The sequence below is a fragment of the Bacillus sp. SIMBA_026 genome, from assembly GCF_046535335.1.
GTDB lineage: Bacteria > Bacillota > Bacilli > Bacillales > Bacillaceae > Bacillus > Bacillus velezensis.
In genome coordinates, this window is sequence record NZ_JAWRWX010000003.1 from 368,083 (window position 1) to 382,530 (window position 14,448).

The 14,448-nt window shown below is 46.8% G+C and carries 13 protein-coding genes; 6 read left to right on the forward strand and 7 right to left on the reverse strand.

Translation table 11 applies throughout. From position 1 onward, the window contains the following. Positions 1–3: 3 nt before the first annotated feature. Both SB847_RS18100 and SB847_RS18105 read right to left on the reverse strand, forming a co-directional pair. On the reverse strand, positions 4–372 hold the full coding sequence (locus SB847_RS18100) for a spore coat protein (RefSeq protein ID WP_410564785.1): 369 nt from the start codon (positions 370–372) through the stop codon (positions 4–6). A 17-nt stretch (positions 373–389) separates the two neighbouring features. Beyond that, the gene (locus SB847_RS18105; protein ID WP_032873084.1) at positions 390–635 is read right to left on the reverse strand and encodes a hypothetical protein; all 246 of its coding nucleotides are present in this window, start codon (positions 633–635) and stop codon (positions 390–392) included. A gap of 413 nt (positions 636–1,048) precedes the next feature. Between SB847_RS18105 and SB847_RS18110 the strand changes: the two genes are divergently transcribed. From SB847_RS18110 to SB847_RS18120, 3 genes are all read left to right on the forward strand, one after another. Then, positions 1,049–2,266 (forward strand): sensor histidine kinase, encoded by a 1,218-nt coding sequence (locus tag SB847_RS18110; RefSeq protein ID WP_410578261.1) that lies wholly within the window; start codon positions 1,049–1,051, stop codon positions 2,264–2,266. After that, on the forward strand, positions 2,259–2,894 hold the full coding sequence (gene ydfI / locus SB847_RS18115; protein WP_032873088.1) for a two-component system response regulator YdfI: 636 nt from the start codon (positions 2,259–2,261) through the stop codon (positions 2,892–2,894). The genes SB847_RS18110 and ydfI overlap by 8 nt, the downstream gene beginning before the upstream one ends. Positions 2,895–2,992: 98 nt before the next feature. Further along, positions 2,993–5,146: an MMPL family transporter gene (locus SB847_RS18120; protein ID WP_410578263.1), complete on the forward strand. Its 2,154-nt coding sequence runs from the start codon at positions 2,993–2,995 to the stop codon at positions 5,144–5,146. Positions 5,147–5,180: 34 nt separating this feature from the next. On the opposite strand, the gene SB847_RS18125 is transcribed toward SB847_RS18120, so the two are convergent. From SB847_RS18125 to SB847_RS18140, 4 genes are all read right to left on the reverse strand, one after another. Further along, on the reverse strand, positions 5,181–5,903 hold the full coding sequence (locus tag SB847_RS18125) for a gamma-glutamyl-gamma-aminobutyrate hydrolase family protein (RefSeq protein ID WP_410578265.1): 723 nt from the start codon (positions 5,901–5,903) through the stop codon (positions 5,181–5,183). Between the two features lie 126 nt (positions 5,904–6,029). Continuing rightward, the gene (gene abc-f / locus SB847_RS18130; RefSeq protein ID WP_410578267.1) at positions 6,030–7,658 is read right to left on the reverse strand and encodes a ribosomal protection-like ABC-F family protein; all 1,629 of its coding nucleotides are present in this window, start codon (positions 7,656–7,658) and stop codon (positions 6,030–6,032) included. A gap of 277 nt (positions 7,659–7,935) precedes the next feature. Next, the gene (locus tag SB847_RS18135) at positions 7,936–8,463 is read right to left on the reverse strand and encodes a GNAT family N-acetyltransferase (RefSeq protein WP_014417039.1); all 528 of its coding nucleotides are present in this window, start codon (positions 8,461–8,463) and stop codon (positions 7,936–7,938) included. 116 nt (positions 8,464–8,579) lie between these two features. Beyond that, positions 8,580–9,437, reverse strand: coding sequence for a YitT family protein (locus tag SB847_RS18140; protein WP_007609718.1), 858 nt, complete (start codon positions 9,435–9,437; stop codon positions 8,580–8,582). Between the two features lie 282 nt (positions 9,438–9,719). Here SB847_RS18140 and SB847_RS18145 point away from each other — a divergent pair, with 282 nt between their 5' ends. Beyond that, complete coding sequence (locus SB847_RS18145) at positions 9,720–10,853, forward strand: glycerol dehydrogenase (protein ID WP_014304447.1); 1,134 nt, start codon at positions 9,720–9,722, stop codon at positions 10,851–10,853. Between the two features lie 145 nt (positions 10,854–10,998). After that, positions 10,999–12,210 (forward strand): Bcr/CflA family efflux MFS transporter, encoded by a 1,212-nt coding sequence (locus tag SB847_RS18150; protein ID WP_017419177.1) that lies wholly within the window; start codon positions 10,999–11,001, stop codon positions 12,208–12,210. A 28-nt stretch (positions 12,211–12,238) separates the two neighbouring features. On the opposite strand, the gene fabF is transcribed toward SB847_RS18150, so the two are convergent. After that, entirely contained in the window at positions 12,239–13,474 is a 1,236-nt protein-coding gene (gene fabF, locus SB847_RS18155; protein WP_410578270.1) for a beta-ketoacyl-ACP synthase II, read from the reverse strand. Positions 13,475–13,582: 108 nt separating this feature from the next. Between fabF and SB847_RS18160 the strand changes: the two genes are divergently transcribed. Then, positions 13,583–14,422 carry a helix-turn-helix transcriptional regulator gene (locus SB847_RS18160; protein WP_014417044.1) on the forward strand — a complete coding sequence of 280 codons (840 nt, stop codon included), beginning with the start codon at positions 13,583–13,585 and terminating at the stop codon, positions 14,420–14,422. Positions 14,423–14,448 lie beyond the last annotated feature (26 nt).

Here is a 14,448-nt window from a genome sequence, read left to right on the forward strand (position 1 = left end):
GTGTTAGTGTTCATCAGGTGTGCGGTCAAACATCCCTTTTCTGTTTGTTTCAACGGGAAACAGGTTCATGCTTCCGACCATGAGGGTATTTTTCGCAGAGAGCTGATCCAATTTATACTGTTCGCTCAGATCATGCGGGTGAAACCACTTTTTGCTGACCATCAAGTCTGTTATCTCCTGATGCATCGTGATTCCCTGCATGAGCTGTTTGCGCAGCAAAGCTCTTACATCAGGTGAAGCGGTTTCTGTCAAAGCGACGGCGGTATTTCTGACGCCTTCTTTTGCCCTTATGAGAAAATCCATTGCGAATGTCGTATCTGCGAGTTCAGGGACGTGTAATGAATTGATTGGATCTAAATGGTCATGATTCAACGATGCTTACCTTCCTTTCAATTGATGATCGAAGTCGGCCGGTTTTGAGGAACAGGAGCCTGAAAAGATGCCCGTTCATAAACCGCCTGCAGATCAGCCAGGTCTTGCGAGGCTTGCTGAACATCTTTCTCCATTAACGTTTTCAGATCCTGATCAAACACAAGCCCTTGCATGAGCTTGGATTTCGCGACACAAAGCGTCTTGAAGTTAATGATTTCATGTAAGTCCAACGACTCGTGAGCCGCTAATTCACGCTTATCCATAATCGTCTGAAACCTCCCTTTGTAGAAATACGTAGTTAATTTCCCCTGAGAAAAGAGGTCTAGTCTTACAAAATTTGTTTATCAGAAAAGCGGATAAAAAGCCTGAAGGTGCATCAAAAAAAGGAGGAAGCACAATCGCTTCCTCTTGTTCACATGGAACGGCTGTTGGTGTCATGAACGTTTTTCTGATGCGCGGGCGGTTTTGCCGCGCGGGAGACGAGACCGCTGAAACCCGGGAAAGGTCATAAAAAAGATATGAACAAAAGCAGCTTGCGCACAATCCCGCAGGCTGTTTTTTCTTTCACCCGTCATGCAGGAACAGAAGGGGAAGGTGAGAATAAGGCACTTATGGTATGATGACAAATAGAATAAAACCTCGTGAGGCCGGTCGGCTAAAAGGAAGTGGACAGAGATTGTTTGGTACAAAACATCAAGAAGACTACGTCTCCCGTGACAGACGCTCATTGCATATGCTTGCGCTTCGGGTGCCCGGTCTGGCGTTTATTTTTATGGTATATGCCGCATCAGTCTCTTTGCAGTACATTTATGAAAGCTGGACGGTTTTTTTGCTGCTGTTATTCACGATATTGATCGTCATTTTTACCGTGCTGCACTGGCATTCCCATCGCTGGGTCAAGAAAAAAACGTTTCTTTATTTCATCATACAGGGATTTATCATATATACATCGGCTAACTTGATGGCCGGCGGTTATATCGCGGTAGTCGTCGGTCTCTATGCCTTTTTAATCGGGCAGATTATCGGAATGGCGGATAAGGGAAAAACGCTGCTCATACTCTATCTTTTCATTTTAATGTCCATAGCAGCCCTGCACCAGGAGCATCCGCATCATCTGCTACGTTTCATCGTTATCGCCGCTCCCATCATGATCGTGATTATCACGTATGCGGCAACATTTTTCGCGCAAGTTGATGAAAAAATAAAAACACAGCTGACGCTTGAAAAATTAGAGCTCGCTCACCGGCAAGTGAAACAGCTGACGCTTCAAAATGAAAGACAGCGGATGGCGAGGGATTTGCACGATACGCTTGCACAAGGGCTGGTCAGCTTGCATATGCAGCTTGAAGCGGTGCAAGTTCATCTTTCGAAAGATAACACTGACAGAGCGAAAGACATCATCAGCCAGTCAATGGACAGAGTGAAGGGCACATTGGCTGATGCGCGCTCGGCCATTGACAACCTTCGCAGCAAATCAGAAGAGATCGGCTTCTTAAAAGAAAGCATCACTGAACAAATCAACCATTTTACAGAAGCCTCCGGGCTGTCTTGTTTTTTAGAGTACAGCGTGCATCATGTGCTTGACGTTCATACGGCGGAGAATTGCCATTACATGATCGGAGAAGGCCTGACAAACGCCGCCAAGCATGCAGAAGCAAAGAATGTCTGGGTATCCGTTCAGGAAGAAGAGGGACAGGTCCGCATAACAGTTAAAGATGACGGGAAAGGCTTTGATGCCGGAACAGAAATGAGAAAAAGCGGACATTACGGGCTGCTTGGGATACAAGAACGCGTCAATATGATGAACGGCATTTTCCGTATAACAAGCGCCAGATCAGCGGGGACTCAAATTGAGATCATCATACCAATTCAAGGAGAGGCAGAACATGTATAAAGTGTTAATAGCAGATGACCATCTTGTCGTCAGAGAAGGTCTGAAGCTTTTGATAGAAACAAATGAACATTACACCATAACGGGAGAGGCGGAAAACGGGAAAACCGCCGTCCGCCTCGCAGAGGAACTAAAGCCCGATGTCATTCTCATGGATCTGTACATGCCGGAAATGAGCGGGCTGGAAGCCATTAAACAGATAAAAGAGCATTCTGATGTGCCGATCATTATTCTGACCACCTATAATGAAGATCATCTGATGATAGAAGGCATCGAATCAGGCGCAAACGGTTATCTGCTGAAAGACACAAGCTCAGAAACCTTATTTCATACGATGGATGCGGCGGTCAGGGGAGAAGTGCTTCTGCAGCCGGACATCTTGCGCCGTTTCCGGGAAATGAAAATGGAACGGGCAAATGCCAATGAAACACAGCTGACGGAAAAGGAAATCATAGTTCTAGAAGCCGTTGCGAAAGGACATAAAAGCAAAGCGATCGCCTTCGATTTAGGAATCTCAGAGCGGACGGTAAAAGCGAGATTAACATCGATTTATAACAAATTAGGCGCTGATTCGCGGACGGAAGCCGTCACCATTGCCATGCAAAAAGGCATTCTGAAACTGAATATATAATGAAAAACTGCCCAAACGTACATGCCCCTATGTACGTTTTTTTTATGTGAATGTGAACTACAATTAGGCAGAAAGTAATGATTGGAGAGGAGTATTCGATGTCTGGATTTTTATATAAATTAGGGGGATGGTCTGCCCGCAACCGATTAAAAATGATCAGTGCGTGGCTCGTGATACTGATCGCTTCGGTTGTGATCGCCATCTCGTTAAAACCTGCTTTTTCTGATGATATGTCAATACCTGACACACCTTCTGAAAAGGCAATGGATATCATTCAAAAAGAATTTTCAAAGGGTCCCGATAAAGGAAGCATACGGGTTATTTTCGGTGCTGAAGATGGGAAAAAACTGACGTCAAAATCAGAAAAACAAGCGATCGAAGAGACATTAAAGAAGATCAAAACAGATCATTCAGTCGCTTCGATTGCAAGTCCTTTTGAGACAGGAACCATTTCTAAAGACGGATCAGTGGCATATGCCGATATTACGTATAAAAAAGCGGCGGATGACATTTCGGCCGCGTCTGTTTCACATATGAAACACAGTCTGTCTGCCGCAGGAGACAAGGGCCTGCAGACGGAGCTCAGCGGTGATGTGCCGGGGGCCGGTGTTGAAGTCGGCGGTGTATCAGAAATTATCGGCGTTGTGCTGGCATTCGTCGTACTGGCTATTACGTTTGGTTCATTAGTCATAGCGGGGCTGCCGATTGTCACGGCCCTGATCGGATTAGGCGTAAGCGTCGCGCTGACGTTAATCGGGACACATTTCTTTACGATAGCCTCGGTCAGTCTCTCATTATCCGGAATGATCGGCCTGGCCGTCGGGATTGATTATGCGCTGTTTATCTTTACGAAGCATCGTCAGTTTTTGGGCGAAGGTGTACAAAAAAATGAATCGATCGCTAAAGCCGCGGGAACGGCAGGCAGCGCCGTCGTTTTTGCAGGACTGACCGTGATCGTCGCGCTTTGCGGATTGACCGTTGTCGGCATTCCGTTCATGTCTGCCATGGGGTTGACAGCGGCACTCAGTGTGCTGATGGCTGTATTGGCATCAGTAACGCTGGTGCCCGCAGTGTTATCGGTCGCAGGAAAACGGATGATTCCGACATCAAATAAGAAGAAAGAAAAGAAAAGCGCCGACACGAATGCCTGGGGGCGCTTTGTTACAAAGAGGCCAATTCTGTTAAGCATTTTCAGCATTATTCTTTTAGCCGTCATCAGTCTGCCGGCCATGCATTTAGAGCTGGGGCTGCCTGATGCGGGAATGAAAGCGAAAGACACCCCGGATCGCCGCGCCTATGATCTTTTGTCTAAAGGATTCGGCGAAGGTTTTAACGGCAAGCTGACAATTGTTGCCGATGCAAAAGATGTTAAGGGCAATAAAAATGAAGCATTCCAAGACGCCGTGAAAGAAATGAAGAACTTGCATAATGTGGCGAGCGTCACCCCTGCCATGCCGAACGAAAAAGGGCACTATGCCATCATTACGGCAGTGCCTGAAACCGGGCCGAACGATACGGCAACGAAAGAGTTAGTGCAGGATATACGGAAACTGTCAGACAAAAACGGCATCCGCCTGCTCGTCACCGGGTCAACCGCGGTGAACATTGATATTTCAGATCGGTTAAACGATGCCATTCCGGAATTCGCCATTCTTATTGTCGGGTTTGCATTTGTATTGCTGACCGTCGTTTTCCGTTCTCTTCTCGTGCCGCTTGCGGCCGTTCTTGGCTTTTTGCTGACAATGACCGCAACACTCGGGTTATCGGTATTCGTCCTGCAGGATGGACATTTCACCGGCTTGCTGAGCATTCCGGAAAAAGGCCCGATTCTCGCCTTCCTGCCTATTTTAGCAATCGGTATTCTTTTCGGACTGGCGATGGATTATCAAGTATTCCTTGTCAGCAGAATGAGAGAAGAATATGTCAAAACAAAAAATCCGGTACAAGCCATCCATGCCGGATTGAAGCATAGCGGGCCTGTCGTAACAGCGGCGGGGCTGATCATGATTTTCGTCTTCGCGGGATTTGTCTTCGCTGGGGACTCTATGATCAAATCCATGGGATTGGCAATGACCTTCGGTGTTCTTTTCGATGCGTTCATTGTAAGAATGACCATCATTCCGAGTGTCATGAAGCTGATGGGACATGCGGCCTGGTACTTGCCGAAGTGGCTGGATAAGATCATTCCGAATGTGGATATCGAAGGCCATAAGCTGACACAAGGCAAAACACCGGAGAAACCGGAAGAATAAAATGAAAAAGCAGATCGTTATGATCTGCTTTTTTTTATGTGCTGACCGCATTCATGAAAAGAGAAAAAAGCTTTTTCATGTCTTCATGTTTTTTTGTCAGCATTTCAGGATGCCATTGCACGCCGACGACAAATAATTCACCCGTCCGTTCAATCGCTTCAATGGCCCCGTCTTTCGCATAAGCCGCGGCTTTAAACGAAGGCGCCGTCTCTTTTATGATCTGGTGATGGAATGAATTCACCCGCGCTGAATCGCCAAACAAGGAATGGAGACGTGTCCCTTTTTCAAAAGAAACATGATGGGTTTTTAATGGCGGATCTTTTTCTTGGTCATGCTTAATGTCAGCAAACGAAGCGTGTGTCAGGTCTTGATATAAAGTTCCCCCGTAAGTGACGTTTAACATATGCATCCCCCGGCAGATGGCCAGAATCGGCTTTTCTAAAGCAACCGCCGTGAGAATCAGCTCCTTCTCGTAGGCGTCCCGATCAGGAAAGGTCTTTCTTAAAGCCTGTAAAGGTTCTTCGCCGTAAAACAGCGGGTCTATATCCTGGCCGCCGGACAGAATGATCCCGTCAACATGAGAGACCTGTTCCTTTAAAAGCGCCGTCTCTTGAATCACCGGCAATATAAACGGCACACCGCCGGCCTCAGAAACAGACTGAATATAATCATTATTGACATATGCCCGATTATAACCCGGGAAAGCGCCGGATTGATCAGCCATAATGTTTCCCGTAATTCCAATGCGTTTGGCCATTCTTCGCCCCCCTGAACCATGCTCATAATTAATCTGAACGTAGGTTGTACAAATCAGTTTGAAATTATTCTTCATGATACGGGAGCTTTCCAAAACAAAACCCGTGACAATCACGGGTTTTTACATTCATTTCAATTTCTTGATTTCTTCCGTCAGCTCTTTGAATTTTTGATCAAGCTCACGATATTGTTTATCAGCCGGAGTCATGAAGCTGAGTTTTCCGAGGACTTCCTGCCGTTCGGTTTCAAGCTTTAATCGCAGTTCTTCAGCATCGTCCCTGACGGAGGGAGATTCTTTCCATTGTTTTCGGACGCTGCTGTTTGAGATATCAAGCCGGATGTCCGTCGTCTTTTCGACAAAGTAACGATCATGAGATACGATGATGAGCGTTCCGTCGTATCGGGCCAAAGTGTCTTCAAGCTGCTCGCGTGACGGCAGATCAAGGTGGTTTGTCGGCTCATCCAGAATCAGCACATCTTTCTCCTCCAGAATAAACGCCATCAGTTTGCATTTGACCCGCTCTCCCATGCTCATCTTGCCGATGGGTTCCGTCCATTGCGCTGCGGTAAATCCTAAATGCTTCATGAGGGATTGAACATTGCCCCTTGCTTCGAACGTTTCTTTGTAAAAAAGCTGTTCGGGGGTTTTATCAAGCGGAAGGTCGAATACTTCCTGGGTTAGATATCCGACATTTGCAGACGGAGAAATCCATATGCCGCCCTGCGCTTTTTCCTGACCGAGGATGACCTTCAATAATGTTGTTTTCCCGCTGCCGTTCGGACCTGTAATCGCAATCTTTTCACCGTGCATCATAGTGAAATTCACGTTTTTAAAAAGCGTTCGGCCGTCATATGACTTTGAGACATCCCTTACTTCTAAAAAACGCTTTCCCGCTTTTTTGCGGTGCTCAATGGAAAAACGGACTTCATACTCCGCTTCAACCGGTTCTGCTTTCGCTTTTTCAAGCTCTTTTTCAAGACGCTTCTGCTTTGATTTAATCTGGGCGTCCGTGCGTTTTGCTTTTACGCGATGGTATTCTTTAAATCCTTCTATTTTCGTTGATTGGGCATGGGCTTTTTTTGACCAGGCGCTCAGCTCGTTCATTTGAGCTTCAATCCGTCTGATCATATGCTGCTGATTCTCATATTCCCGCTGCTGTGTCAGCCTTCTCTGTTTGCGGACCTCCATATAGCTTGAATAATTCCCTTTATGCTCAATGAGTTTCTTTCCTTCGATGGCCCAGATTTTTGTCGCCGCTGCATCTATAAAAGCACGATCATGCGAAACAAAAATAATGGTGCCTTTGTAATTCTTGATCTGATTTAGCAGTATTTCTAAACTGTGCTGATCGAGGTGGTTCGTCGGCTCATCTAATAACAAAAGGCTGCTTGAGGAGGAGAAACCTTTGGCAAGACGGGCTTTCAGTTTTTCTCCGCCGCTCAATTGCGAAAAGGCGCGTGCGGGCACGTTCCATTTTTCTAACAAGGCTGCCTCCGCAGGCTCCGAATGGCCGGAATCATAAGCTTCCGTTTCTTGTTCCACCATATATACGTTCACATCTTGCATCATCTGGATCTGTCCTTGTGACGGCGCTTTTTGATTGCATATCAATTGCAGCAATAAAGATTTGCCGGCGCCGTTTTTACCGATAACGCCGATGATGTCACCTTGCTGAACGCTCGCGCTGATCTGTTCAAAAAGGGGAACGCTGTTGATTTCATAACTGATGCCGCTTAACTTTAACATTTCTTTCATATGTCAATCCCTCGCTTTTAAGGGAGGACAAAAAAAATCCTCCCAATTGATTTGGAAGGATTAGCCGTACCTGTGCATGATCAAATAAGCTATTTTTACATAGCTTTCGTATCGTATAGAAAATGGGCAGACTAATCCTATTTTTTCTGATTTGAAATATTTGATTTCAAACGGTCAAAATAAGATTAGTTAATCATTGTCCACCCATCATCCCTTCGTATTTGTTACGAACAGTGTAGCACACACTTATCTGTAAAAGCAAAGGGTATAAGCCTTTTTATTCCAGATTGGAGACTTCCCACTCTTCTTCTAAAACGGCATAATAATATTCATCCCACCATTCATTATCATGGGGGATGCATTTTTTAAAAAAGCCTTCCCGTCTCATCCCGATCTTTTCCATCACCCGGTGCGAAGCCGTGTTTTCCGGCTGACATGTCGCAATGATCCGATGTAATTTCATCTTGTTAAACCCGAATGCCAGCACGGCTCGCGCCGCCTCTGAAGCATATCCTTTGCCCTGATATTCCGGGTGAAACACCCAGCCGATTTCATACGTATGATCGCCAAAATACTGAAAAAAAGCAATGTGGCCAATGACCGTTTTCTCATCCTTCAATAAAACGGGAAACTTCCCGGCATGTTCACCGCTGTTTTCAGTAACGAATTTCCTGGCATCATCTTCGGTAAAGACACCTTCTGGTATGTATTTCATGACATTCGGATTTGATGTGTACGCATAGACATCCTGCCAATCTTCCGGTTCAAATGTGCGAATGACGAGCCTGTCAGTTTTGATATTCATTTTTTATGTTCCTCCATCAAAAAAGGTTTCATTTACTACTTCGATTGAAAGGTGTAAAAACCTTTGAGCGGGGAAGAGCCGAATAAAAAAAGCCTGCAGCTATACACTGCAGGCGGTTATTTTTCATTTGCGGCGGCGGGCAGGTTTGTAAACCCGAATTGCCCTCCGACAGCTTCTTTTACTTCATGAATAACGATAAATGATTTCGGGTCAATTTTTTGAACATGTTTTTTGATTTTCAGCAATTCGTTCTTTTTAATGACGACATAGATAATGCGCTTGTCTTTGCTGCCGTAATAGCCGTATCCGTAAAAAATCGTCGCCGCGTTTCCGTACTCGGAGGTGATGGCTTTGGCGATTTCTTCGTATTGGTCAGACATAATGGTGAGGGCTTTTTTATTATGGAAACCCTCAATGACAATATCGACGATTTTGGCGCACAGATAAACGAATATAAACGTATACAGCATATGGTTGAGGCCGATCGCTAAAACGGATGCGAAAATGATGACACAATCCATATAAAACATGCTTTTCGAGATGTTAAAGCCCTTTGTGTAATTTAATAAATACGCCAAAAGCGTGGTTCCGCCGGTAGATCCGTCAGCGATAAAGATCAATGCCAGCCCCGCTCCCATCAGCAGAGCGCCGAATACAATCCCGAGCACCATGTCGTGCACGCCGAACGGAATAAAGCTGACGATGCTGAGAAAAACAGAAGTCATTCCCGTCCCGAGTATCGTGTATAAAATCGTTTTTTTCGTTAAAAATTTATAAGCAAGCCCGATAAAAATCAAATTTACAACCAGAGTCGTAATACTTGCAGGTATATGGAAAAGATAATATAACACGAGAGCGATTCCCACGGTGCTGCCGTCCCCTAAATGATTCGGGATGACGAAAAATTCCACGGACGCCGCGATAAGAAAGGCTCCGGCCATAATCATCAGTATATCCTTGCAAATGTTCTTCATGTGCAAACCTCCTCCGCAGTCAAAAATATATATAAAACAAAAACGCCTCAAAAATTATCCAGAAGAACTAAATAATTTTTAAGACGAATCATTCACAATCTCGTTTGTTCATTCAGTAAAGAATGATCAGCTTCAATATCGAAGATTATATAGACACCTTCACATCTTGTCAATGCCGTGAAAATTGATTTTTCTGCAGTGTATATGAGGTTTAAATCAAGTTAAAACGAGGAATTATATCAGAAGAGTTTTCATTTCTGCTCTATCAATAAGAGAAATGTAATGAGAGACAACGAAGAAGGGATGATGACATTGGAACGAATTTTTATCAGTCCGGCCAAATACGTGCAGGGAAAAAACGCCATTGAAACGATCGGCGGACATCTGGAGGGCGTTGGTGAAAAAGCCGTCGTCATCGCGGACAAAACCGTATGGGATATCGCGGGCCACAAGGTGACGGCTGAATTAAAGAAAAGCAATATTTCTTCTGAAGAGGCGGTTTTCAACGGCGAAGCCTCCCAGGAAGAAATGAAAAGAATTGCCGGCATCGCAGAAAAAGCAGGCGCGACTATTGTCATCGGAGTCGGCGGCGGTAAAACGCTTGATACGGCCAAAGCCGTATCAGATGAAATAAACGGCTATACCGTTATCGTGCCGACGGCCGCTTCAACGGATGCTCCGACAAGCGGGCTGTCTGTCGTGTATTCTGAACAAGGCGCGTTCGAAAACTATCGTTTCTATCATAAGAATCCTGACTTGGTTCTGGTCGATACGAAAATCGTCGCGGAAGCTCCGCCGCGCTTTTTAGCATCAGGGATTGCCGATGCGATGGCGACGTGGATAGAGGCGCGCAGTGTCATCGCCAATGGCGGTAAAACGATGGCAGGCGGAATTCCTACAATCGCCGGAGAAGCTATCGCGGAAAAATGTGAAGCGGTATTATTCAAATACGGCCGTCTCGCTTATGAGTCTGTGAAAGCGAAAGCCGTTACGCCCGCATTGGAAGCGGTGGTTGAAGCCAATACACTTCTGAGCGGACTGGGATTTGAAAGCGGCGGCTTAGCTGCGGCGCATGCCATTCATAACGGATTTACCGCGCTTGAAGGTGAAATCCATCACTTGACCCACGGTGAAAAAGTGGCATTCGGCACGCTCGTTCAATTGGCGCTGGAAAAACGTTCGCTTGAGGAAATTGAGCGGTATATCGCGTTTTATATCAGCTTGGGGCTGCCTGTCACACTTGAAGACATCAAATTGAAAGACGCATCTAAAGAGGACATTATGAAAGTGGCAGAAGCCGCGACGATTGAAGAAGAAACAATTCATGCCGCTTTTGACGTGACGGCTGACGACGTGGCGGATGCCATTATAGCGGCTGATCAATACGCAAAAGCATTTAAAGAAAAACACGCGTAAAACCTTTTACCGCGTGACCCGGACCCAAGGGCTGTTGCAGCCCTTGGTTTTTTTATGCCCTTTGAAAACTTTTAAAAATAAAGAAAAAATTATGATACAATATACAAATGTTTTGAGAGATTGACAAAGGAAAGGTGGGAACGATATGCTGCATAATCCGACTGGTAAGGAGCGGCTTGCGCTGGCTTTTCTTCTCGGAATGCTTGCGATACTGGGGCCGCTCAATATAGATATGTATCTGCCGAGTTTCCCTGAAATCGCTGAAGATTTAAGCGCCCGCGCATCGCTTGTCCAGCTCAGTTTAACCGCTTGTCTGATCGGACTGACAATCGGACAGGTTGTTGTCGGCCCGTTAAGTGACGCGAAGGGAAGAAGAAAACCGTTATTACTATGTATTTTTTTATTTGCGTTGTTTTCTCTGTTTTGCGCACTTGCACCGAACATTGCAACACTAGTGATTGCCCGTTTTCTTCAAGGATTCACCGCTTCGGCAGGACTCGTTTTATCCCGTGCAATCGTCAGAGATGTGTTTACGGGAAGAGAGCTTTCTAAATTTTTCTCGCTGCTGATGGTCATTACCGCCGTAGCGCCGATGGTGGCGCCGATGACGGGAGGCGCGATTTTACTGCTTCCGTTTGCATCATGGCATACGATTTTTCTCTTTTTAACCTTTATCGGGTTTTTGCTTGTTCTCATCATTGCGCTCAAGCTGACAGAAACCCTGCCGCCGGAAAAGCGGATTCCGAGCTCCATCGGAAATTCCGTGCGGACAATGGGAAGCCTGCTGAAGGATCGGTCATTTATCGGCTATGCGCTGACGGTCGGTTTTATTCACGGCGGGAGCTTTGCGTATGTCTCCGGAACGCCTTTCGTGTATCAGGATATTTACGGAGTATCGCCTCAGGTATTCAGTGTTTTATTCGGCATAAACGGTCTGGCGATCATTACCGGAAGCTTTATCATCGGGCGTTTCGGCGGGATCATTCACGAAAAAAGCCTGCTGAGAATCGGCGTGATTACAGCGATGACGGCGACTGCCGTTCTGCTCGTCATGACGATCATTCACGGGCCGCTGGCGGCACTGGTGATTTCCATTTTTATTTATATGATTACGATCGGCATGACGCTGACAAGCACCTTTACATTGGCGATGGAAAAGCAGGGACACCGCGCGGGAAGCGCAAGCGCACTGCTCGGCATGCTTCCGCTTCTTCTCGGTTCCATCGTGTCGCCGCTTGTGGGGATGAATGAAGCGACGGCCGTCCCGATGGGGGCAATTATGTTCACGACATCCGTTATCGGTTCCATCGCTTTTTTCGCCTTAACAACAAAACCGGAGAAAGCAAAAAAGGAGTGAAATGATTCACTCCTTTTTTTGATGCCCGCTATTCATATTTCTTCAGCACGATCGCTGAATTATGCCCGCCAAAGCCGAATGAGTTGGAAAGGCCGATCGTTAACGATTGATTTCGGGGCCCGTCTGACACATAGTCCAAATCACATGCCGAGTCAGGGTGCTGCAGATTGATCGTCGGCGGAATGATGCCGTGTCGCAGGCTTTCTGTCAGAGCGATGGCTTCAACTCCGCCTGCCGCGCCAAGCATGTGGCCGAGCATTGATTTGTTGGCCGTAACCGGAATGTCATACGCAAGCTCCCCGAATAATGTTTTGATTGCCAATGTTTCAGAAAGATCTCCGGCTTTTGTGCTTGTCGCGTGGGCGCTTACGACATCAATGTCTTCCGCTGAAACGTTCGCCTTTTTCAAAGCATTTTTCATCGCCAGGTATGCACCCGTCCCTTCCGGATGGGAGGCCACCATATGATAGGCGTCAGAGCTCGCGCCGTAGCCGAGCACCTCACAAAGGATCGGGGCGTTTCGGCTGATTGCGCTATCCAATGATTCCAATACTAAGATGCCCGCGCCTTCACTCATGACAAATCCATCGCGATCCGCGTCAAACGGCCGGCTTGCCGCGGCGGGGTCTTCGTTTCTCGCTGACAGCGCGTGGGCATTGCCGAAGCTGGCTAATGACAAATTCGTAATCGCCGCTTCCGCTCCCCCGGCAAACATGATATCTGCGTCATCATTCCGAATGGCGTTGAATGCTTCCCCGATCGACGTATTGCCGATGGAACACGCGGTGACGGGAGAAAGTGAGGGGCCGAGCGCGCCTAATCTGATGCTGATTTGAGCGGCGGCCGCGTTTGAGATCATCATGGGGACAAGGCTCGGGCTCACTTTTCGCGCTCCCCGTTCATTTAAAGTATGAACGTTATCAATCAAAGTCGTGATGCCGCCGATTCCCGAGCCGACGTACACGCCGAGGCGTTCACGGTCAATCTGATCGAGCTGAATCTCGGAGCTTTCAAGCGCCTGTTCCGCTACCGCTAGAGCAAACTGGCTGAAACGGTCAAGCCGTCTCGCTTCTTTTCTGCCCCATCTTTCTTCTGCGTCAAAATCACGGACGGTACCGGCTATTTTTGTCTTTGAGCCGGAGACATCAAACGAATCGATGAAAGAGATTCCCGATTTTCCTTCCGTCAGGTGTTTCCAAAATGTATGCACATCATTGCCGAGAGGTGAAATCACTCCCATTCCGGTGATCACAACTCTTTTCATGGTCATTCCTCCTTCGGTATGTATTTATTGTAACTCGCAATTATCCTATTACAAGTTGTAGATTATCCTAGTATAATGAATACCAGGGTAAGAGAGGAGAGATTCGGTATGATACCAGAAGGAAGATTGCAGGCGCTCTCAGAGTTTTTAAAAACGCAGCGGGCTAAAATTTCTCCGCAGATGGCCGGGCTGCCGATGGGCACACGGAGAAGAACGCCCGGACTCCGAAGAGAAGAGGTCGCGCAATTAGCCGGCGTAAGCACCACGTGGTATACGTGGCTGGAGCAGGGCAGAGACATTAAAGTGTCCGCAGCCGTATTGGACGCGGTTTCCGATGCGCTGCAGCTGAACAAAGATGAGAGAAATTATTTATACGCGCTTGCCATTGAGGAGGGCGTGAAGCAGCCGTTTACCGCGGAGGAAGAAGCGGTTATCAGCCCGTCGCTTTCAAAAATCCTGCAAGAGCTCCGTTATTGCCCCACCATTATCTCGGACAGGCGGTGTCATATCGTGGGATGGAACCAGGCCGCGGCTCACGTATTTTTAGATTTTGAACAAATTCCTCCTGAAAAGCGGAATCTCATAGAGCTATTGTTTTCCAGAAAAGAATTAAGAAGTTTAGCCGTGAACTGGGAGCACTTTGTGAAAGGATTCATCGCCATTTTCAGAACGTATTACGGCCAGTATGTAGCGGATACGTGGTATTCTCAGTTTATAGAAGAAATGGAGAAAACGTATTCGGAATTTCATACGCTGTGGAATGAGAGCGAAGTCAGCTCGGCACCCGAAGTATTAATTGAGTTCCGCCATGCGAAGGCGGGAAAAATGGTCTTTAACCTGACTTCATTTCAGGTTCAGGGCAACAGTGATCTGCGCTGCAGTGTGTATACGCCGGTAGATCATACCGAAACGGAAGCAAAGCTGAAAAAGCTCTTCGAAAACAGGTGAAGAACAGAAAAAAACGGGAGGCGGCC

What these genes read in the sequence shown, in the direction of transcription:
- ydfI (WP_032873088.1), top strand. Translation starts at nt 2,259, where the DNA reads ATGTATAAAGTGTTAATAGCAGATGACCATCTTGTCGTCAGAGAAGGT.
- SB847_RS18150 (WP_017419177.1), top strand. Translation starts at nt 10,999, where the DNA reads ATGCTGCATAATCCGACTGGTAAGGAGCGGCTTGCGCTGGCTTTTCTT.
- abc-f (WP_410578267.1), bottom strand. Translation starts at nt 7,658, where the DNA reads ATGAAAGAAATGTTAAAGTTAAGCGGCATCAGTTATGAAATCAACAGC.
- SB847_RS18140 (WP_007609718.1), bottom strand. Translation starts at nt 9,437, where the DNA reads ATGAAGAACATTTGCAAGGATATACTGATGATTATGGCCGGAGCCTTT.
- SB847_RS18120 (WP_410578263.1), top strand. Translation starts at nt 2,993, where the DNA reads ATGTCTGGATTTTTATATAAATTAGGGGGATGGTCTGCCCGCAACCGA.
- SB847_RS18135 (WP_014417039.1), bottom strand. Translation starts at nt 8,463, where the DNA reads ATGAATATCAAAACTGACAGGCTCGTCATTCGCACATTTGAACCGGAA.
- SB847_RS18105 (WP_032873084.1), bottom strand. Translation starts at nt 635, where the DNA reads ATGGATAAGCGTGAATTAGCGGCTCACGAGTCGTTGGACTTACATGAA.
- SB847_RS18145 (WP_014304447.1), top strand. Translation starts at nt 9,720, where the DNA reads ATGAGAGACAACGAAGAAGGGATGATGACATTGGAACGAATTTTTATC.
- fabF (WP_410578270.1), bottom strand. Translation starts at nt 13,474, where the DNA reads ATGAAAAGAGTTGTGATCACCGGAATGGGAGTGATTTCACCTCTCGGC.
- SB847_RS18125 (WP_410578265.1), bottom strand. Translation starts at nt 5,903, where the DNA reads ATGGCCAAACGCATTGGAATTACGGGAAACATTATGGCTGATCAATCC.
- SB847_RS18160 (WP_014417044.1), top strand. Translation starts at nt 13,583, where the DNA reads ATGATACCAGAAGGAAGATTGCAGGCGCTCTCAGAGTTTTTAAAAACG.